This is a genomic window from Streptomyces sp. SID8352, from assembly GCF_009862265.1.
Taxonomy (GTDB): domain Bacteria; phylum Actinomycetota; class Actinomycetes; order Streptomycetales; family Streptomycetaceae; genus Streptomyces.
Genome location: NZ_WWGX01000038.1, coordinates 30,659 through 50,532, shown reverse-complemented (window position 1 = coordinate 50,532; position 19,874 = coordinate 30,659). Strand labels below are relative to the sequence as shown.

The window sequence follows — 19,874 nt, the reverse complement described above, 5'->3', positions numbered from 1 at the left end:
ATGGCGCACACCCCGGGCACCGGCCGCCGCGACGGCTCCTTCCTCGGCGAGGTAACGGGACGCCGTCACCCCGCGGGCCACCCTGCTGGTCCTGGGCGTGATCGCGCTCCAGCTCCTCTTCATCGCCTCCTACGTGGGCGCGCTGCACGATCCGACGCCGCGGGACGTGCCCTTCGGGGTGGTCGCGCCCGGTGCCGCCGCCGACCGGACGGTGGCCCGGCTGGACGCGCTGCCCGGGGCGCCGCTGGACCCCCGCACGCTGTCCGGCGAGGCGGAGGCCCGGCGGCAGATCACGGACCGGGAGATCGACGGCGCGCTGATCGTGGACCCGGCCGCCCCCGCCGACCGGCTGCTGGTCGCCACCGGCGGCGGCACCGTCCTGGCCACCACCCTGAAGGGCCTGGTCGGGACGGTGGAGGAGGCCGGGGGGCGGGCCGTGCGGACGGTGGACGTGGCCCCGGCCTCCGGCCACGACTTCGACGGGCTGTCGTCCTTCTACCTGGTCGTGGGCTGGTGCGTGGGCGGCTACCTGTTCGCCTCGATCCTCGCCATCAGCTCCGGCGCGCGGCCCGCCGACCCGGGGCGCGCGGTCATCCGGCTGGGCGTGATGGCGCTGGTGTCGGTGGTCGGCGGACTCGGCGGCGCGGTGATCGTCGGACCGGTCCTGGGCGCCCTGCCCGGCAGCGTGACGGCGCTGTGGGGGCTCGGGGCGCTGGTCACCTTCGCCGTGGGGGCGGCCACCCTCGCCCTCCAGGGGATCTTCGGCATCGTCGGCATCGGCCTGGCCATCCTGCTGGTGGTGGTCGCGGGCAACCCGAGCGCGGGCGGCGCCTTCCCGCTGCCACTGCTGCCGCCGTTCTGGAAGGAGATCGGCCCGGCGCTGCCGCCGGGCGCGGGGACGTGGACGGCGCGCTCGATCGCGTACTTCGAGGGGAACGCCGTGACCGGGCCGCTGCTGGTGCTGTCGGCGTGGGCGGTCGCCGGGACCCTCGTCACCCTGCTGGCGTCGACGCTGCGCCGAGGGCGCGACGGGGAGACGGCGGCGGGCGCGGCGTAGAGGGCGTGCGCTCCGGCGCGGAGCGTCCCGGCGGATACGGCGCGGAAGGCGCATCCCGGCGGGCTCGGCGCGGAGGGCGCATCCCCGGGCACGGGCGGGGCTCCGGCGCGCGGCATCCCGGTGCGGGCGCCTGGCGCGGGACGACCCTGCGCGGGGCACCGGACCCCGGCGGGCCCGGCGCGGGCGCCCCGGCGTGCGGAGATCCCGCCCCTCGCGCGCGGGGCGGGACCGTGCCGGGGCGTGCCGTCAGCCGATCTGCGTGCCCGTGGCCGACAGGGCCTCCGTGACGGGCTGGAAGAAGGTCGTGCCGCCCGAGGTGCAGTCGCCGCTGCCGCCCGAGGTGAGGCCGACCGCCCGGTCGCCGGAGAAGAGCGAGCCACCGCTGTCACCGGGCTCGGCGCAGACGTCGGTCTGGATCAGACCGTTGACGATGTCGCCGTTGCCGTAGTTGACGGTGGCGTTGAGCCCGGTCACCGTGCCGGAGTGCACCCGGGTGGTGGAGCCGCTGCGGGTGACCCGCATGCCGACGGACGCCTCGGCGGCGCCCGTGATGGCCTGGGCGGAGCCGCTGTAGAGGTTCACCTCGCTCGGATGGTCCACCCCGGCGGTGTACTTGACCAGGCCGTAGTCGTTGTCCGGGAAGCTGGAGGCCGCGTTCTGCCCGATCACCGCGCCGGAGGAGTCGGACCAGGTGGAGATGGCCTGGGTGCAGTGCCCGGCGGTGAGGAAGTACGGCTCGCCGCCCCTGGTCACGTTGAAGCCGAGCGAGCAGCGCCCGCCGCCTCCGGTGATGGCGTCGCCGCCCGCGGTGAACGCCCTGTACTCGCCCCCGGTGCGCCGCAGCTCGGCCTTGGAGCCGAGCCCGTCGACCACCTCGGACAGCGTGGTCCACCGGGCCCCGGAGACCGTGCGGTCGGCGGTGACGACCACCTTGTTGGTGACCGGGTCGGCCACCCAGGAGGTGCCCGGGACGGAGGCCTCCCGGGCCAGGACGGTCTGCGCGCCCCGCAGTTCGGCGAGCGAGTTCTCGACGATTCTGGCCCTGGCCCCGGCCCGCTCGGCCGTCCGCGCCGCCGTCCCGTCGAGCACGTTGACGACGAGGTTCCCGGTGCGGGCGTCGTAGTAGCCGCCGGCGGCGCCGTCGCCGAGGCCGTCGAGGAGGGACGCGGACAGGTCCCCGGCCGCGGCCGCCGTCAGGGTCCTGGGGGCGGGGGGTTCCGACGCCTCGCCGGCGTTCGCACTCCGGAAGGTGAATCCCGTGGCCATCAGCGCGGCGAGGCCCGCGCCCACCGCGATCGACCGTCGTGCGGATATGCGTAGGTGCTTCAACTCATGTCCTCCTGTGGGGGTCGGCCCGGGGAGTTGTGGGGACTCCCCGGGCCGGAAGGCCGGTTGACGAGCGGTCACTCTTCCGAATCCCCAGGAGGCGTACAAGGCCGCCGACAGGACGGGTACACGACAACTCCAGCGCGGGCACAGATCCTTCACCCCTCGCGGCCCTCCCCGGGGACGGGGCCGGGGCCCGGCGCGCGGAACGACGCGCTCGCAAACACCGGGCGGTCGCCGACGCGGCGTGACTCGGTGCGGGACGGCGGGTCCCGGGCACGGCGGAGCCCCCGCGCACCGGTCGGTGCGCGGGGGCTCGTGGTGCGGGGCCGGGGATGCGGGGACCCGTGGCGCGGGTCCCCGCGCGGCGGCCGGGGCGGGGCCCTCCAGTCCGCCCCGGCCACCGGCGCCGTCCGGTCCGTCCGGGATCAGTAGACGCTGACGCCGTAGGCGCTCAGGGCCTCCGTGACGGGCTGGAAGAAGGTCGTGCCGCCCGAGGTGCAGTCACCGCTGCCGCCGGAGGTCAGACCGTAGGCGACGCCGTTGCTGCCGTAGAGCGGGCCGCCGGAGTCGCCGGGCTCGGCGCAGACCGTGGTCTGGATCAGCCCCGAGACGATGTCGCCGCCGCCGTAGTTGACGGTGGCGTTGAGCCCGGTGACCCGGCCGCTGTGGGTGCCCGTGGTCGAGCCGGTCCGGATGACCGTGGTGCCCACGGTCGGTGTGGCCGCGCGGGTGATGTCCACCCCGCCGGCGGTGCCGGACTTGCTGACCGAGGTGTTGGTGTAGCGGACGAGGCCGTAGTCGTTGCCCGGGAAGCTGGACCCGCTGGTCGTGCCCAGGACCGTGGTCTTCCCGGAGTTGGACCACCAGGTGCCGGCGCCGTCGGTGCAGTGCCCGGCGGTCACGAAGTAGTCGGCGCCGCTGCTGTTGCGGACGTTGAAGCCGAGGGAGCAGCGCCAGCCGCTCGCGTAGATGGCGTCACCGCCGGCTATCAGCTTGCTGAAGGTGCCGGGGGTGCGCTTGATGGTCAGCGCTCCGGCACGGTCGCCGGCCTGTTCCTTGATCTTCGCTATCCCGGCCGGGGAGACGGTGCTGTCGGCCGTGACGACGAGCCGTCCGGTCGCCCGGTCGACGACCCAGGCGGTGCCCGGGACGTCGGCCTTGAGCACGGAGGCGCTCGCGCCCGCGAGGTCGGCCGCGCTGAAGGTGGTGGGGGCGGGGGTTCCGGAGGCGTTCGCGCTGGGCACCGCGAAGGCCGCCGCGGCGACGAGGCCGGCGGACACGGCGATCAGACGGGTGCGTCTCGTGCTGGTGCGGGGGGTCGTGCGCTTGATCCTCACTTCGTTCCTCCACAGGGGAAGTCAGGGGCCTTTTCGTGGGGTTGGGCCCGTGAGGCGCGGTCAGCGGCCGGACGTCCGGGAACGGATTGCCGTGCCCCTGACAAGCGCTGAAGTTGGAAGTATTCGGCCGGACGTCCGGTCGGCACAAGGGTGCCTTTCAGCCGTCACTCACGCACTCCGCACCCCCTGGCGCCACTCCCGCCCCACCCGCACGCGATCCGGGCGCAAACGGGCACCCGGCCCGGCCCCGGACCGGACGGGACCACCCGCGCCCCGCCCGCGGACACCCGCCCCGGGCCGCCCGGCGGCGGCCCGGCGGCACTTCCCTCCGCGGACCGCCGCCCCCGGCGGATCAGCCGGTCAGGAGCCTGCGCTCGCCCGCCTCGACGGGCGCGCCGAGGGTGTTGCCGGGCGGCGGGAAGGGGCAGACGAAGTGGTCGGCGAAGGCGCACGGCGGCAGCAGCGCCCGGTTGAAGTCGACCGTGGTGCGCCCCCGCGCGTCGGGGGCGGCCGGGCGCAGGAACCGGAAGCGGTAACTGCTCTCCCCGCTGGTGCCGTCCGCGAACACCGCCCACAGCGAGCCGTCCGCCTCGACGCTCACCTGGAGGGTGAACTCCCGCTCCCCGTCGGGGCCCATCCCTTCGGGCGACTCCGGGGACGGCAGGGAGAACGCCAGTTCGCCGCCGAGGGCCAGCCCGCGCCGCCGCCCGTCCGCGTTGGGCACCCGGACGCTGCGGTCCCCGTCACCGTAAGGAGTGAAGCGCCCCGGCACCGACCAGCGCGGATCGTAGGCGGTCGCCTCGATGGAGCGGAACGCCCGCCGCGCCCCGGACGCCGGGTCGAAGTCCCGTACGCCCCAGACGCCCTCCCGCACCAGGACGACCAGCCGGCGCTCGCCGTACGCCACCCGGGCCGCCCCGGCCGGGCCGGAGTCGGCGGCCAGCCGCGCCTCCCCCCGGAGGGGGTGCCCGTCCACCGTCAGCCCGTCCTCCGGGGCGGCCGTGAGCACCACCGCGTCGCCGTCGGCGGTCCATCGCCCCGGGATGTCCGGAAGTCGACCCTCCGGATGGTCCTCCAGCCAGTACGTGCCCACCAGGGCGAGCGGGCCGTGGGGCGCCGACACCGCCGCCACCCGGTCCTCGTGCCAGCGCCGCCACGCCCCGGCCGCTCCGGGGGCGGCGGGACCAGCGGAGCCGACGGGACCGGCCGGGGCGGGCCCCGGTACGGGGTCCTTCGCGGGATTCGTCATGGACGCACCCTGACACACCCCTCCCGCCCGGGACCGGGGCACGGCCGGGGCACGCCGCCCGCCGGGAGCGTCACCGGGCGGCGGCACCGGCGGGGGTCAGCAGTCGCAACCGCAGCCGTCGCCGCAGCAGCCGTCCTCCCCGCAGCAGCTGCAGCAGTTGCAGCACTCGCAGCAACTGCCGTCACAGTTGGCGCACTGGCTCTCCTTGCGCTCACCCGACCACGGATCCTCGTAGGTGCCGCAGCACATCTGGCAGGTGCAGGCGAGCCCCACCCACACCGCGCAGCCCGCGAGCAGCCCGCGCCGGTTGCCGCGCGGCGGCCCGGGGGGCGTCGGCGCGCCGGGGCCGCCGGGCGGGGCGTACGGGTGGCCGCCGTGGGCGCAGGAGGCGGTGCCGAAGGCACGGTCGACGGAGGTGCCCAGCTCGTGCACGAGGAGCCGGTGGGCCAGTCGCCCGTCGGTGAACTCGGCCTCGCGCAGCGCGAGTCGCACCCCGTGCACGGCGTCGTCGGCGAGCCGCCGGGCCTCGGTGAGGGAGGTGCCGGTGGCGGTGAGCGGATTCCAGGCGCCCGAGGCGGCGTCGGCCTCCCGGTCCTCCACGGCGTCCAGCAGGTGGGCGAGCCGTCCGAACAGCCGCCCGGCCTCGGCCAGCGGCTCGGCGTTGCCCGGCCGCCCCGCGAGGTGCGCGGTGTGCGCGAAGGCGGCGGCGGTCGCGGTCTCGGTGGGCTCGGTCACGGCGAGGATCGGAGTGCCGGGTCCGGCGAGCGCCTCGATGCCGGTCTGCCGGTCCACGGCGTCGACCAGGACGGCGGTGTCGAAGCCGACGGCGGTGCCGCCGCGGGCGCCGGCCGCGTCCCAGCCCCGGGCGACCCGGCGGGCGGCGAGCGCCACCGGCCGCCGGGCCAGCAGCCCGTCGCCGTCGGCGACGTGGTCGCGGACCTTGGCCGAGGCGAGCACCAGGGAGACGGCCGCCGCGAGCCGGGCGCCCTCACCGTGCGCGACGGAGGCGGTGCGCATGCCGCGCAGCGGGCAGGGTCCCGCCGTGCGCCGCCCGGCACCGGCGCCGCCGTCCGCGGCCTGAGCCTCCGTCAGCACCGATATGAGCAGCCCGTCATAGTTCGTCACGATACGGGCGAACTGTCCGTGGTCCTTGCGCAGAGCGAGGCACAGGCCGCACAAATGCGCCATCCACTGGCCGCCGAGGCTCTCCCCCAGCCGATGTCTGCATGGTCTGACGATCCCGAACACGACACTCCCCCGTGATCCGTACGATGTTGAGCTGCGGCATCGTACCGACTGTCGCGTTCACCCGTACGTACGGTCCCTCACCCGTACGCCGGGGAGAATCATATTTCACTCACAGTCAGCATCCGTTTGGGGAATGACCCTTGGGACACAAGGACTCTCGACGGATCCGCTGTGCACCAGTACCGTCACAAACCCCCCGCGAGACGTCGGTCCGCTTGGCGCGACGTCCGCATCATGGATGACCATGGGGATGCGGAAGCACGGAAGACCGCTGCGAGAGGAGGCGTCCATGGGATCGGTACGCAAGGCGAGTGCGTGGCTCGGCCTCGTCGACGACAACGACGACGAGCGCTACTACGACGACGACTACTCCGAGGGCGAGTCCCAGGACACCTGGGTCACGGACCCCCGGGTGAAGGTGGCCTCGGACGTCGCGGAGGAGAGGGGCCGGCGGATCGGCACGGTCACCCCGGACAGCTTCCGGGACGCCCGGGCCATCGGGGAGCTGTTCCGGGAGGGGGTCCCGGTCATCATGAACCTGACGGCCATGGAGGCCACCGACGCCAAGCGCGTCGTCGACTTCGCGGCGGGGCTGATCTTCGGGCTGCGCGGTTCGATCGAACGGGTCTCCACCCGGGTGTTCCTGCTGAGCCCGGCCGACACCGAGGTGATCAGCGGCGAGGCCGCCTCGCACCGTTCGGACGGCTTCTTCAACCAGAGCTGAGGCGGGGCCGCCCCACGGCCCCGCCCGCGTCTCACCGAATCCCCGCCCGCGCCTCGCCGGAACCCCGGCCGCGCCTCACCGGAAGGCGTCGAGTCCGGTGAGCGCCTTGCCCAGCACCAGCTGGTGCATCTCGACGGTGCCCTCGTAGGTGAGCACCGACTCCAGGTTCGTCGCGTGCCGCATCACCGGGTACTCCAGGGAGATCCCGTTGGCGCCCAGGATCGTGCGGGCCGTGCGGCAGATGTCGATGGCCTCGCGGACGTTGTTGAGCTTGCCGAAGCTGACCTGTTCGGGGCGCAGGCGGCCGGCGTCCATGCGCCGGCCGAGGTGGTGGGCGAGCAGGATCCCCTTGTGCAGTTCGACCGCCATGTCGGCGAGCTTGGCCTGGGTGAGCTGGAAGCCGCCGATGGGCCGCCCGAACTGCTCCCGCGTCCTCGCGTACTCCAGCGCCGTCTCGAAGGAGCTGCGGGCGGCGCCCATCGCGCCCCAGACGATGCCGTAGCGGGCATGGCCGAGGCAGCCGAGCGGGCCGCGCAGCCCGAGGGCGCCCGGCAGGACCGCGTCGGCCGGGAGCCGCACCCCGTCGAGGACCAGCTCGCTGGTGACGGAGGCGCGCAGGGACCACTTGTGCCGGATCTCGGGCGCGGAGAAGCCCGGGGTGTCGGTGGGCACCACGAACCCGCGGATGCCGTCGTCGGTGCGGGCCCACACGATCGCGACCCCGGCCACCGAGCCGTTGGTGATCCACATCTTCCGTCCGTCGAGGACCCAGTCACCGCCGTCGCGCCGGGCGCGGGTGCGCATGCCCGCCGGGTCGGAGCCGTGGTCGGGCTCGGTGAGGCCGAAGCAGCCGATGACCTCGCCGGCGGCCATCCGGGGCAGCCACTCCCGCTTCTGCTCCTCGCTGCCGAAGCGGTGCACGGCGTACATGGCGAGGGAGCCCTGCACGGAGACGAGCGAGCGGATGCCGGAGTCGGCGGCCTCCAGCTCCAGGCAGGCCAGCCCGTACTGCACGGCGCTGGCCCCGGCGCAGCCGTAGCCCTCCAGGGACATCCCCAGCGCTCCGATGCCGCCAAGCTCGCGGGCGAGTTCGCGGACGCCGGGCAGCTCGCCGCGCTCGTACCACTCAGCGATGTGCGGCAGCACCCGCTTCCCCGCCCAGTCCCGCACGGTCCCGCGGACGGCGAGGTCCTCGGGCTCCAGCAGGTCGTCGATGCCGAGGGGATCGGCGGGGTCGAACGGGGGCAGCGCGGGGGACGAGGCCATGGACACCCTCCGGGGACGGAAAACTAGCACCGCTAGCAGGCAGTTCGGCCCCGACGCTACGCGGCGCCCTCCCCCGCGTCCACCCGCCCCGGCCGTCCGGCGGCCGGGCGGTTCCGGCGCCCGGCCGGGGGACCGGTCACGCCGGGAGGCCCGCCTCGGCGGGGTCGCGCGGGCCGGGCAGCGCCACCGCCTCGCCCTGCACGGCCCGCGGCAGCCGCAGCGCCATCACCGCCCCGGCCAGCAGCAGCCCCGCGCTGACCAGCAGCGTCACATGCAGCCCCCGGACGAAGGCGTCCGCGGCGGCGCCGCGCAGCGCGCTCCCCGCGGGCCCGCCGAGCAGCGCCGCCACGTCGTACGCCTCCCCCAGCGAGCGCGCGCCCGCCGTGGAGGCCTCCGCCGGGACCCCGGGCACACCCCCGGTCAGCCGGGGCGCGTACGCGGCGTTCATCACGCTCCCCAGCAGGGCGATGCCGATGCCGGCGCCCAGCTGGTACGAGGTCTCCCCTATCGCCGCCGCCCCGCCGGCCTGCGCCTGCGGCGCCTCGCTCAGCATCGACTCGTAGGCGCCGAAGAGGGTGGTCTCCAGTCCGAAGCCGAGCAGCAGGAACCCGGCGAGCAGCAGCCCCCAGGTGTCCGCCCGGCCCATCGCGGTCAGCAGCACCACCGCCGCGGCGGTGACGCAGAACCCGGCGCACACCGTCCGGCGCGGCCCGAACCGCCGCAGCAGCCGCGCCCCGGCCAGTCCGGCGGCCATCGCGGCGAGGGTCAGCGGCAGCAGCCGCAGCCCGGTCTGGAGCGGGGAGAGCCCGAGGACCAGTTGCAGGTACTGCGCCGCGATCAGCTCCAGGCCCACCAGCGCCAGCATGGCCAGCACGATGCACCCGACCGAGGTGCTGAAAGCGGGACGGCGGAAGAGGCGCAGGTCCACCAGCGGATGGGGGCGGCGCCGCTGCCGCCGCACGAAGCCCGCCAGCAGCGCGGCACCGGCCGCCAGCGGCACCAGGGTGAGCGGGCCCGCCACCGCCTCGCCGCCGCCCAGCCCCTTCACCCCGAGCACCACGCCGAACAGCCCGGCAGCAGCCATCAGGGCCCCGGTCACGTCCCACGGCCCCGTGCGGTCGCCCGTCGACTCGGGCAGCAGCAGCCGCCCCACCGGCAGGCTGACCAGCATCAGCGGGATGTTCACCAGGAAGACCGAGCCCCACCAGAAGTGCTCCAGCAGGAAGCCGCCGAGCAGCGGCCCGACCGCCGCGCCGACCGCGGCCACCGCACTCCACACGCCGATGGCCAGCGCCCGCTCCCGGCGGTCGGGGAAGACCTGGCGCAGGATCGACAGCGTCGCGGGCATGATCATCGCCCCGCCGATGCCGAGCAGCGCCCGGGCCACTATCAGCACCGGGGCGCTGTCGGCGAGGGCCGCCAGGGCGGAGGCGACGCCGAACAGCCCGTAGCCGCAGAGCAGCACCCGCCTGCGGCCCACCCGGTCGCCCAGGGTGCCGAACAGGATCAGGAGCGAGGCGCAGACCAGGGGATAGACGTCGACGATCCAGAGCAGCTCGATCGAGCCGGGCCGCAGGTCCTCGGTGAGCGCGGGCACCGCCACGTGCAGCACGGTGGCGTCGACCGCGACGAGCAGCAGGCTGACGCAGAGGACGACCAGGACCACCCAGCGATCGGCGCCGGACCCGGCCTCCCGACGGCGCGGCGCGGCTGCGGCCGTGGGCGTCCCGGACATGGCGTACCTCCAAGATGTTCCCCCGCGTCCGGCGGGCCTCGCGGGGGTGGGGACTCCCCCGCGGCTCGGCCGGGAGGAGCGGTGCCTCCGGGGCCGTGCGACGGAACGCGAATGGGCCGCCAGCGTACGCGAGGCCCGCGGGGGCGACGGTGGCGGGCCTCACACGCCCCTCCCGCCCCGGCCGGCCCACGCCGCCGCGCCACCCGGCGGGGAGCGCGCGGGGCGGGACGCGGGGACCCTGCCGAGGGGCCGCGGCGGGGCCCGTGACCCGGCCGAAGGGTCCGGCGCCGCCCCCGTGGGGCCGAGGCCCGCGCGGCGTGGGGCCGGGGCCGCGCGCCGCCGGGGCGCGGGGTCCCCGGGGCGCGGGGTCCCCCCGGTCTCCCGGGCGGCCCGCCGGGCGCGCGAACGGAGCGGTCCACGCCCGCCACGGGAAGCGGTCCGCGCCCGGCCGAGCGGGTGCGCGGGAACGCTCCGCCCCCGGCGAAGCGCGTGAGCGGCATGGTCCGCCCCCGGCCGAGCGCGTGGGCGGGATGGGTCCGCCCCCGGCCGGGCGAGGGCAGGGACACGCCCCGCCCCGTACGGGCGAGGGCACGGGAACGCCCCGCCCCGGACGGGCGGGGACCCGCCCCGTCCCCGGCGCGGAAGATAATCGGGCGCGTGATCGATCTCGAAACGCGCCCGGCCCCGGTGCCGGACCGCCCCGGGCCGCTGCGCCGGGCCGCCCCCGCGCTCCTCGGCTACGCGGCGGTGCGCGTCCTGGGGCTGGCCGTGCTGGCCTGCTGGAGCGCCGCGCGCGGCAAGAGCGCCCTCACCCTCCTCACCGCCCGCTGGGACTCCGTGTGGTACTCCGGCGTCGCCGAGCGGGGCTACGGCCGCGTGGTGCGGCTGCCGAACGGGGACGTCCACTCCGACCTCGCGTTCTTCCCGCTGCTGCCGTGGCTGGAGCGGCTGGGCGCCGCGGTCTCCCCGCTGTCGCACGGGACCGCCGGCCTCGTCGTCTCCCTGCTCGCCTCCCTGGCGGCTGCCTGGGGGATCTTCGCGGTGGCGGAGCAGCTGTACGGCGGCCGGGCGGCGGTGGGCGCGGTGCTGCTCTGGGCGGTGCTGCCGGTCGGGATCGTGCAGTCGATGGCGTACAGCGAGTCGCTGTTCACCGCGCTCGCGGCCTGGTCGCTGTACGCGGTGCTGACCGGGCGCTGGGTGACCGCGGGCGCCCTGGCCTCCCTGGCCGGGCTGACCCGGCCGGTGGGGCTCGCGGTGACGGCGGCGGTGTGGGCGGCCGGCATCGCGGCGCTCGCCGGCTCCCGCCGCGCCGACCCGCCGCTCTCCGGTACGCGCGCCCGCGCCAGGTGCCTGGCCGGGCTGCTGCTCGCCCCGCTGGGCGCCGCCGGGTACGTGCTGTGGGTGGGCCACCGCACCGGGCGGGGCGCGTTCGGCTACCTCGACGTCCAGGCCGGGTGGCGCAACGGCTTCGACGGCGGCGCGGCCTTCGCCCGTTTCACCGCGGCCCTGTTCACCTCGTTCCCCTCCGCCCTGGCCGGGGCGGCGCTCACCGCCGGGGTCGGCCTGCTGCTGTGGCTGTTCGGGATCTGTGTGCGGCGGGGCCAGCCGCTCGCGCTGCTGGTGTACTCCGGGACCGTGACCGTCCTGGCCCTGTGCGCGTCGAGCTACTTCGGCTCGAAGCCGCGGCTGCTGCTGCCGGCGTTCCCGCTGCTGCTGCCCCTGGCCGTGGCCCTGGCCGGGGCGCGCGTCCCGCGGGCGGCGCTGGTGGTGGGCGGCGCCGCGGCGGTGTCGGCGGTGTACGGGGCGTTCTGGCTGAACGGGTCCGGGCCGCCCTGACCGGGGGCGACACCCCGGCGGACCGGGGGCGGGCACCCCGGGGGTCCCGGGCGCCGCGGGTCCCGGTGACGCCGGCGGCCCGGCGGGCGCCGTGAGCGGCGGGGAAATTCCGCACCAGTATTCGGTGAACGAATTTTAAAAGCACGATAAACCCGTCGTCCGGGCCGATCAAAGGAATTGAAGCCCACTCCGGCCACGCCCGCGCATTCACGGAGAATAGGGCGCCCCCTGAGAGCAATCCCACATCACATCGTCATCACAAAGCCGTTGATTCGTCGGGGTTCACTCCTCACTCGCTGTAACGTCGATTGGGTGCGTACCGAACGGAAGCCCACCCGGCTGGACCGGGTGTTCGCGAGACTGGACCGGGAGTCGGAACGACCGGTCCACCTCGCGGTGCCGTCGATGAGCCGGCACCGGACCGTGCTGTTCGCCGCGACCCTCGCCTTCTACCTCGCGATCGTCTGGGCCGTGCAGATCACCTCCTGGCTGGTCCGGCTCGACTGGCAGGTCATGTTCTTCCGGCCCTACCAGCAGTGGCCGGAGATCCACGCGTTCGTCGACTACTACGTGGTGCTGGGCCAGCGCGGCCCCACGGCCGTGATGGTCGCGGCGTGGCTCGGCTGGCGCTCCTGGCGGCAGCACACCCTGCGCCCGCTGCTCGCGCTCGGCGCCTCGCTGCTGCTGCTGAACGTCACCGTGGGCGCCGCCAAGATCGGCATGGGGCGGCTCGGGCCGCACTACGCGACCACCATCGGCTCGAACGAGATGGGCGGCGGCGGCGATATATTTCCGAGCGGTCACACCGCGAACGCCGTCGTGACCTGGGGCATCCTGGCCTATCTGGCCTCGACCCCGAGGGCCCGGCGCTGGCTGTCCGCCCTGTCGGCGATCACCTCGCTCGGAGTCGGGATGTCGACCGTGTACCTCGGTACGCACTGGCTGAGCGACGTGCTCCTGGGCTGGACGGCGGGGCTGCTGATCCTGCTGGCCCTGCCGTGGTTCGAGCCGCTGATCTCCCGCGCCGAGGCGTGGATCCTGGGGGTGCGCGACCGCTGGTTCGCCCGCCACCGGCGGCGGACCCCGGCCCGGGGGCCGTCCGCCGCCCCGGCGGCCGCCGCCGCGTCCGCACGGCCGGAGTCCCCCGCGCCGCACCCCCCGTCAGGAGCGGACCCGGGGGCGCGCCCCGCCGCGCCGGAGCCCGAGCCGGTCGGCGCCCAGCGGGTGGCGTGGGCGCCCGTCTACCTGGCCCCGGGCCCGCACACGAGCCGTCCGGACCGCACGCCGGTCACCCCGGCGGGGAGCCGCCGTCCGCCGCACGCGGACCGGCACCCGCGCAGCGCGGCACCCGCCGCGCGCCACCTCTCGGGCGGCTGAGCGCCGGACGCCGGGGCGCGGGCCGATGGGCGCCGGGGCCCGGTGCCGCGGCCCCGCGGGCGGCGGTCAGCCCTTCCAGGCGCGGACCACGCGGCCGTCCCGTACCTCGAAGTTGAGCCGCCCCACCCGGTACTCCATGGTGATGACCGCGCCCGGCGGCAACGACCGGACCGACGACCACCCCCGTTCCCGCGCGCGGCGCTCCGCGGCGCCGGAGGCGAGGCCGACGTACGCGTCCGGACTGTCCCGGGGTTCGGCCGGGGGTGTCGGTATCGGTGCCATACGGCCACGCTAGGCCCTGGCCCGGCGGCGGGGAAGCCCGGACCGGTGACACGGGGTGCGCATCGCCCTCCGGTCACACTTCTGTCACAGGATCACGACACGGCTTCCGGTCGCCCCCGGCCACCCGGACGGGCGTATCGCTCCCTCTTCAGGAGGCATGGCCGAGGTATTTCCGAACGACCGGACCACCCCTCGAATACATGGACGGAAAAGAGCCCGGGAAACGATTCGGCGGGGCCGCGCATTCCGCGCGCGATGGTTCGAACGAACACTCCGGAATCGGGCACCCGCACAGGAAATACCTGCGGCGCCCGTCCATTCCCCGCCCCGGCGGGGTTCCCCCCCGGGAGGACCGGGAAGGCGGCCGGCCCGAGGGGCGGGTGCGGGCTTCGCGCGGAGCCCGCCCCCCTCACAGGGCGGTGACCGACACCGACAGGTCGTTGTCCCAGGTGTAGTGCGGGACGGCCTCCAGAGCGCCGTGCGGGGTGGTCACCCGGGCCCGGGGGAAGCTGAAGACGGGCTGCTTGTCCGCGACGTCGTCCAGCAGCCGGGCCACCCTCACGGCGGGGCCGGCCTCCCCGGCGGGACGCAGCCAGAGGTCCCACACCCCGGGTTCGAGGGTCCCGTAGTCCACGTCGAGGCGGAACTCCGTCCGGTCGGCGGCCACGTCGAGCCGCCGGAGGCCCGCCCCGCCCGCGTCCGGACGGCGGCGCAGCTCGGCGTAGGCGGCCCCGGGGGCCAGTTCGGTGCCGTAGACCCGGCCGCGCACGGTCAGCCCGCCGTCTGCGGGGCGGGGCCCGTCCGTCTCGGCGTGCGGGGCGCGCAGCCAGCTCCGGACGGTGAGGTTGCCCCGACGGGTGGCGTACGGGATGCGGACGGCGACGTGGCCGAGCAGCCCGCTGGGGGCGCGGTCGGCGAGGGAGCTGAGGTCGGTGACACCGGGCAGCAGGCGCAGGGGCTCGCCGTCGGCCAGCCGGGCGTAGGCGTCCCAGCGGCCCTCGGGCAGGGCGACGCTGCTGGGCAGCGCGGCCCGCAGCCGGTCCTCGGCCACGGGGACCAGCGGCAGGCCCACCTCGTCGTCGCCGTCCCGGCGGCGCAGCACCAGATGGGCCGTGTCACCGCCCTCCCGGGCGGCGACGTCGAAGGTGAGACCACCCGCGGAATCGGCTGTGCAGTCGGCGCGCAGCGGGGGCGTCGGCGTCATGCGGTGCGATTCCTCCTCGGTCTTCTCCTCGTACGTTCAGACCCGGAACCGGACCCCCGGGTTGTCCCGAACCGGTTGCGATGTGGTCACGACCGACAGATCGGTACGCGCGCTCCTCACCGTTACCTCCAGTATCAGCCACTTTCGGCCACACCGTTCCTTCGCTGATTTCCTGATTTGTCGACTCCCCGGAGCGAGGGCCCCCGGGCCGTGATTCCGGCCCGGGGGCCTTGGGGGCACAGGGATGCGCGGCCCCGCGCGGTGTCCCTCCGGGCGGCCGGGGCCGGGGGCCGCCGCCGGGATCGCGTTCACGCCGGGGCGTGACTCCCGCCACCGGTCGCCCGTTGTCCTCTGTGTGAGCCGGGGACCGCCCCGGCTCCGGGCCGGGAGCCACCCGGTCCGGTCACGCACCACATCCCGAGGGAGCCACCCGTGCCGCGCATGCTCGACGTCAGCGACGAGGTACGCGCCGAGATCGGCGACGAAGAAGCCGACCGCCTGCTCGCCGGGGAATCCGCCCCGGGAAGCTACGACTGCACCTCCTGCCGCACCCCGGGCGACTGCGAGCAGGAGCGCACCAGCACCGTTCTGTTCATCGGCGACGAGACCGCCGTCCTCGCCTTCGCCCACGCCGGCTGCCTGCCCTCGCAGGTCGTCAAGGTCACCGAGGAGCAGCTCCAGGGCGCGGTGCGGTCCATCAGCGCCGACGGCGCCGACCGTCCGGAGCCGCCGCGGGCCGTGCCGGAGCAGGCCGTCCCCGAGCAGGCCGTGCTCGGGGTGACCAGCGGCCTGGTGCTGATCGCCGGGGAGCTGCACCCGGCCCTGGTCGTGGAGCCGACCGGCCCGATCGCGCGGCCGGGCACCACCGGTCCCGGCGACGAGTTCCTGCCGCTGCTGAGGGAGCAGGGCTTCGCCCCGGCGGCCGACCTGTCCACCACCCCGGCGGTGCTGCACGGCTGGTCGGTGCTGCTCGCCATGGGCCAGTTGCACGCGGTGCTCCAGCCGGGGGTGAACGGGGGCAGGCCGGTGGCGTGGTGGCAGGCGCACCAGCCGCTCCAGGTCACCGAGGGCTGGCGCACGGCGGCCAACAAGCAGCAGCAGGTGCTGATGTACGCGGCCCCGGTCGGCAGCATCGGGCGCCAGCCGCGCGAGGACCTGCTGAGGGACGCGCTGGACAAGGCGGCGGCGAACGGACGGCTGGTGGCGGCGGCCCTGCCGCTGGCGGGCACCTGACCCGGCCCCACGAGGGCCCCGTCTCCTCCGGCCCGTCCGCCGGGCCCTGCCGGGCCTGCCGCTTCCCCGGCCGAGCCCGGCGGCCCACCTGCCCCTTCCCGGGCCGAGCCCGGCGGTCCACCGGGCCCACCCCTGCCGGGTCCCGCCTCACCGTCCAGGCGGGCCCGGCCCCACCCGGACGGCCCCCGCCCGGTCGGCCCGGCCCGCCGCCCGATCAGCCCGATCCCTCACCCGGCTCTCCGGGTCCCGCCCCCGCACCCGCCCCTGCGTGACACGAGAACCCGCGGGGGCACCCGTTCCCCGCGGAACCCGGACTCAGCCGGCCGTCCGCCCCCGGCGCGCACGGCCAAGGGGCGTCCGGCACCCCGGCGGGTCCGCCCGTCCCGCCCCGAACCCGCCGGGGGCCCGCGTCCGCCCCCTCCCGTGGACACGGGCCCCAGTGGCCGCGGCGCACTCCCCCGTGCCCCGGGCGCCCCCGGACCGCCCCCGCCCCCGCCTCACGGCTCCCGTCCGGCCGCATCCCTTCCGGTTCGGGGTCGTTTGGACATACGTGCACGCATACGAGTCATTCCGACGCCACGGTGGCCCCTCGGCCACGCCGATCTTCGACGCGCTCTGCGCCGAGTACGTGAGGGCCTTCCGCTCGCTGCCCGGCGACCGCAGTGGCGAGGAGGACCTGGAGTTCACCGCGTTCGGGACCATGTCCCGCGGCCCCGGTGCCTACAGCGCCTACAGCGCGGGCTCCCACAGCGCCCGGCTCGGCCAGCCGTCGCCGTGGCAGCGCGTCGGCTATCTGGCCCCGCACGCCCCCGGGGCCCGGCACGTCCCGGCCGCGCTGCCCCCGGCCCCCCGCCGGGGGATCTGACCGCCCGGGGCAACGGGAGGAGGGGCCGCCCCGGCGGGGCGGCCCCTCCTCCCGTGCCCGCGCCGCGCGGCCCGGGGCCGCGCGGTGTCCCGGAGCTACTTCTTCTTCGCGCCGCGCTTCTCGCGCACCCGCACCGAGAGGTGGATCGGCGTCCCCTCGAAGCCGAACTCCTCGCGCAGACGGCGCTCGATGAAGCGCCGGTAGCCCGCCTCGATGAAGCCGGAGGCGAAGAGCACGAACCGCGGCGGCTTGGTGCCCGCCTGGGTGCCGAAGAGGATGCGCGGCTGCTTGCCGCCCCGCACCGGGTGCGGGTGGGCGGCGACCAGCTCACCGAGGAAGGCGTTGAGCCGCCCGGTCGGGACCCGGGTCTCCCAGCCCGCGAGGGCCGTCTCGATCGCCGGGACCAGCTTCTCCATGTGCCGGCCGGTCTGCGCCGAGACGTTCACCCGCGGCGCCCACGCGACCTGGCCCAGCTCGGTCTCGATCTCCCGCTCCAGGTAGTAGCGGCGCTCCTCGTCGAGGGTGTCCCACTTGTTGAAGGCGAGGACCAGCGCGCGGCCCGCGTCGACGGCCATGGTGACGATCCGCTGGTCCTGCACGGAGATCGACTCGGCGGCGTCGATGAGGACGACGGCGACCTCCGCCTTCTCGACGGCGGCGGCGGTGCGCAGCGAGGCGTAGTAGTCGGCGCCCTGCTGGAGGTGGACGCGCTTGCGAATGCCGGCCGTGTCGACGAACTTCCACGTCCGCCCGCCGAGTTCGATCAGCTCGTCGACCGGGTCGCGGGTGGTGCCGGCCAGCTCGTTGACGACGACCCGCTCCTCGCCCGCGACCTTGTTCAGCAGCGAGGACTTGCCCACGTTGGGCCGGCCGATCAGGGCGATCCGGCGGGGGCCTCCGACCGCCGAGCCGAAGGTCTGCGCCGGGGCCTCGGGAAGGGCCTCCAGGACCTTGTCGAGCATGTCGCCGGTGCCCCGGCCGTGCAGCGCGGAGACCGGATGCGGCTCGCCCAGGCCCAGCGACCACAGGTAGGAGGCGTCCGCCTCGCCGCTGGCGCCGTCGACCTTGTTGGCGCACAGCACCACGGGCTTGCCCGCCTTGCGCAGCAGCCGGACGACGGCCTCGTCGGTGTCGGTGGCGCCGACCTTGGCGTCCACCACGAAGACGACCGCGTCGGCGGCCTCGATGGCGTACTCGGCCTGCGCGGCCACGGAGGCGTCGATGCCCAGGACGTCCTGCTCCCAGCCGCCGGTGTCGACGACCTTGAAGCGGCGCCCGGCCCACTCGGCCTCGTAGGTGACGCGGTCGCGGGTGACGCCGGGCCGGTCCTCGACGACCGCCTCGCGGCGGCCGATGATCCGGTTCACCAGGGTCGACTTGCCGACATTGGGGCGGCCGACGACGGCGAGGACGGGCAGCGGGCCGTGCCCGGCCTCCTCGATCGCACCCTCGACCTCCTCCAGGTCGAAGCCCTCGTCCGCGGCGAGCTCCATGAACCGCGCGTATTCGGCGTCGCCAAGCGCCCCGTGGTCGTGCTCCTCGCCCGAGCCCTCGGAGTGGATGTCGTCGTTCATGAAGTCCGTACCTCGTTCATCGTGGTGATCGGTGGAACGCCCTGTTCAACGGGTGTTCCACTACTCAGTGTCGCCTAGCGCCCGGTGAGGCGCCCGGCGTTTTCCAGGTGCGCGGTGAGCCGCTCGCGGATGCGTTCGGTGGCCTCGTCCAGCGCCTTGCGCGTGCGCCGCCCGCTGCCGTCGCCCGCGGTGAAGGGATCGCCGAAGACGACGTCGACGCGGGAGCGCAGCGGGGGCAGTGCCCTGGTCAACCGTCCGGGGGTGCCGGAGCTTCCCAGGACGGCGACCGGGACGATCGGGGCGCCGCTGCGGACCGCGAAGTAGGCCAGCCCGGCGCGCAGCGAGGCGAAGTCCCCCTCGCCCCGGGTGCCCTCCGGGAATATGCCCAGTACGCCCCCGGCCTCCAGGACCCCGAGGGCGCGGGCGATGGCCGTGCGGTCGGCGGAGCTGCGGTCGACCTGGAGCTGGCCGATGCCGGTCAGGAAGCGGCCGAGCGGTCCGACGAACGCCTCCTTCTTGATCAGGAAGTGCGTCGGCCGGGGCGCCACGCCCATGACCATGGGGCCGTCGATGTTGTGCGAGTGGTTGACGGCGAGGATCAGCGGGCCCTGGGCGGGCACCCGCCAGGCGCCGAGCACCCGCGGCTTCCAGAGCCCGTACATCAGGCCGACGCCGATGCGCCGGCCGACCTCGGCGCCCCGGGCGGAGGGGGCCGCGGACCGCCCGGGGGCGGTGTCCTTCCGGGGGGCCGGGCGCCGCCCGGCGGGGACGGCCGGGGAGGGGGACGGGGTCACTTCCCCGCCCGCTTCTCCTCGACGAGGGTGACGACGCACTCGATGACCTGCGTGAGGGTGAGCTCGGTGGTGTCCACCTCGACCGCGTCGTCCGCCTTCGCGAGCGGCGAGGTCTTCCGGCTGGAGTCGGCGGCGTCGCGCTTGATCAGCGCCTCGCGGGTGGACCGGAGGTCGGCGCCCTTCAGCTCTCCGCTGCGGCGGGCGGCGCGGGCCTCGGCGGAGGCGGTGAGGAAGATCTTCAGGTCGGCGTCCGGGAGGACGGTGGTGCCGATGTCGCGGCCCTCGACGACGATGCCCTCCGGGGCCCCGGCGGCGATGGCGCGCTGCAGTTCGGTGATCCGGGTGCGCACCTCGGGGACGGCGCTGACCGCGCTGACCCGGGAGGTGACCTCCTGGGTGCGGATCGGGCCGGCCACGTCCACGCCGTCGACGGTGATGGAGGGGGCCGCCGGGTCGGTGCCCGAGACGATCTCCGCCTTGCCGGCGGCGGCCGCTATGGCACGGGGGTCGTCGGTGTCGATGCCGTTGGTCACCATCCACCAGGTGATCGCCCGGTACTGGGCGCCGGTGTCCAGGTAGCTCAGGCCGAGCCGGGCGGCGACGGCCTTCGAGGTGCTCGACTTGCCCGTCCCGGAGGGGCCGTCGATGGCGACAATCACGGCCGGGGCGGTCGGGGCGGCGCCGTATTCCACGGGGACACCTTCCTGGTGCGGTGCGGTGCGGGGTCGTGCGGGGCGGGAAGACGCCCCGCACAAGGTTACTGG

The 19,874-nt window shown here is 75.6% G+C and carries 16 protein-coding genes and 1 pseudogene; 6 read left to right on the top strand and 11 right to left on the bottom strand.

Annotated features, from left to right (window positions below; genetic code table 11):
* Nucleotides 1–1,057: pseudogene (locus tag GTY84_RS13145) on the top strand (DUF3533 domain-containing protein).
* A gap of 246 nt (nucleotides 1,058–1,303) precedes the next feature.
* Here the strand turns inward: GTY84_RS13145 and GTY84_RS13140 are convergent.
* The 4 genes from GTY84_RS13140 to GTY84_RS13125 form a co-directional block, all read right to left on the bottom strand.
* Nucleotides 1,304–2,386 carry a S1 family peptidase gene (locus GTY84_RS13140; protein ID WP_237532249.1) on the bottom strand — a complete coding sequence of 361 codons (1,083 nt, stop codon included), beginning with the start codon at nucleotides 2,384–2,386 and terminating at the stop codon, nucleotides 1,304–1,306.
* Nucleotides 2,387–2,811: 425 nt separating this feature from the next.
* Complete coding sequence (locus GTY84_RS13135) at nucleotides 2,812–3,723, bottom strand: S1 family peptidase (RefSeq protein ID WP_161226389.1); 912 nt, start codon at nucleotides 3,721–3,723, stop codon at nucleotides 2,812–2,814.
* Between the two features lie 352 nt (nucleotides 3,724–4,075).
* On the bottom strand, nucleotides 4,076–4,972 hold the full coding sequence (locus GTY84_RS13130) for a DUF1684 domain-containing protein (protein ID WP_161226388.1): 897 nt from the start codon (nucleotides 4,970–4,972) through the stop codon (nucleotides 4,076–4,078).
* A 96-nt stretch (nucleotides 4,973–5,068) separates the two neighbouring features.
* Nucleotides 5,069–6,220 (bottom strand): DUF5685 family protein, encoded by a 1,152-nt coding sequence (locus GTY84_RS13125; RefSeq protein WP_161226386.1) that lies wholly within the window; start codon nucleotides 6,218–6,220, stop codon nucleotides 5,069–5,071.
* A gap of 289 nt (nucleotides 6,221–6,509) precedes the next feature.
* On the opposite strand from GTY84_RS13125, the gene GTY84_RS13120 reads away from it, so the two are divergent.
* Nucleotides 6,510–6,944 (top strand): cell division protein SepF, encoded by a 435-nt coding sequence (locus GTY84_RS13120; protein WP_161226384.1) that lies wholly within the window; start codon nucleotides 6,510–6,512, stop codon nucleotides 6,942–6,944.
* A gap of 75 nt (nucleotides 6,945–7,019) precedes the next feature.
* Here the strand turns inward: GTY84_RS13120 and GTY84_RS13115 are convergent, their stop codons facing one another.
* A complete protein-coding gene (locus GTY84_RS13115) occupies nucleotides 7,020–8,210 on the bottom strand; it encodes an acyl-CoA dehydrogenase family protein (protein ID WP_161226383.1) in 1,191 nt (396 codons plus the stop codon).
* A gap of 136 nt (nucleotides 8,211–8,346) precedes the next feature.
* Nucleotides 8,347–9,945, bottom strand: coding sequence for an MFS transporter (locus tag GTY84_RS13110; protein WP_161226381.1), 1,599 nt, complete (start codon nucleotides 9,943–9,945; stop codon nucleotides 8,347–8,349).
* A gap of 657 nt (nucleotides 9,946–10,602) precedes the next feature.
* Here GTY84_RS13110 and GTY84_RS13105 point away from each other — a divergent pair.
* Together GTY84_RS13105 and GTY84_RS13100 are read left to right on the top strand one after the other, a co-directional pair.
* Nucleotides 10,603–11,781, top strand: a complete 1,179-nt coding sequence (locus GTY84_RS13105) for a glycosyltransferase family 39 protein (protein ID WP_161226379.1) — start codon at nucleotides 10,603–10,605, stop codon at nucleotides 11,779–11,781.
* A gap of 312 nt (nucleotides 11,782–12,093) precedes the next feature.
* Nucleotides 12,094–13,158, top strand: coding sequence for a phosphatase PAP2 family protein (locus tag GTY84_RS13100; protein WP_161226378.1), 1,065 nt, complete (start codon nucleotides 12,094–12,096; stop codon nucleotides 13,156–13,158).
* A gap of 66 nt (nucleotides 13,159–13,224) precedes the next feature.
* On the opposite strand, the gene GTY84_RS13095 is transcribed toward GTY84_RS13100, so the two are convergent.
* Both GTY84_RS13095 and GTY84_RS13090 read right to left on the bottom strand, forming a co-directional pair.
* A complete protein-coding gene (locus tag GTY84_RS13095) occupies nucleotides 13,225–13,440 on the bottom strand; it encodes an I78 family peptidase inhibitor (protein ID WP_161226377.1) in 216 nt (71 codons plus the stop codon).
* A 409-nt stretch (nucleotides 13,441–13,849) separates the two neighbouring features.
* Nucleotides 13,850–14,644 carry a hypothetical protein gene (locus GTY84_RS13090; protein WP_161226376.1) on the bottom strand — a complete coding sequence of 265 codons (795 nt, stop codon included), beginning with the start codon at nucleotides 14,642–14,644 and terminating at the stop codon, nucleotides 13,850–13,852.
* 432 nt (nucleotides 14,645–15,076) lie between these two features.
* On the opposite strand from GTY84_RS13090, the gene GTY84_RS13085 reads away from it, so the two are divergent.
* Together GTY84_RS13085 and GTY84_RS13080 are read left to right on the top strand one after the other, a co-directional pair.
* On the top strand, nucleotides 15,077–15,877 hold the full coding sequence (locus tag GTY84_RS13085; RefSeq protein WP_161226375.1) for a hypothetical protein: 801 nt from the start codon (nucleotides 15,077–15,079) through the stop codon (nucleotides 15,875–15,877).
* Between the two features lie 550 nt (nucleotides 15,878–16,427).
* A complete protein-coding gene (locus tag GTY84_RS13080) occupies nucleotides 16,428–16,742 on the top strand; it encodes a hypothetical protein (protein WP_161226374.1) in 315 nt (104 codons plus the stop codon).
* A 95-nt stretch (nucleotides 16,743–16,837) separates the two neighbouring features.
* Here the strand turns inward: GTY84_RS13080 and der are convergent, their stop codons facing one another.
* From der to cmk, 3 genes are all read right to left on the bottom strand, one after another.
* Nucleotides 16,838–18,316 carry a ribosome biogenesis GTPase Der gene (gene der, locus GTY84_RS13075; protein WP_161226373.1) on the bottom strand — a complete coding sequence of 493 codons (1,479 nt, stop codon included), beginning with the start codon at nucleotides 18,314–18,316 and terminating at the stop codon, nucleotides 16,838–16,840.
* 74 nt (nucleotides 18,317–18,390) lie between these two features.
* A complete protein-coding gene (locus GTY84_RS13070; protein ID WP_161226528.1) occupies nucleotides 18,391–18,978 on the bottom strand; it encodes a lysophospholipid acyltransferase family protein in 588 nt (195 codons plus the stop codon).
* A 128-nt stretch (nucleotides 18,979–19,106) separates the two neighbouring features.
* On the bottom strand, nucleotides 19,107–19,802 hold the full coding sequence (gene cmk, locus GTY84_RS13065; RefSeq protein WP_161226372.1) for a (d)CMP kinase: 696 nt from the start codon (nucleotides 19,800–19,802) through the stop codon (nucleotides 19,107–19,109).
* Nucleotides 19,803–19,874: the final 72 nt, after the last annotated feature.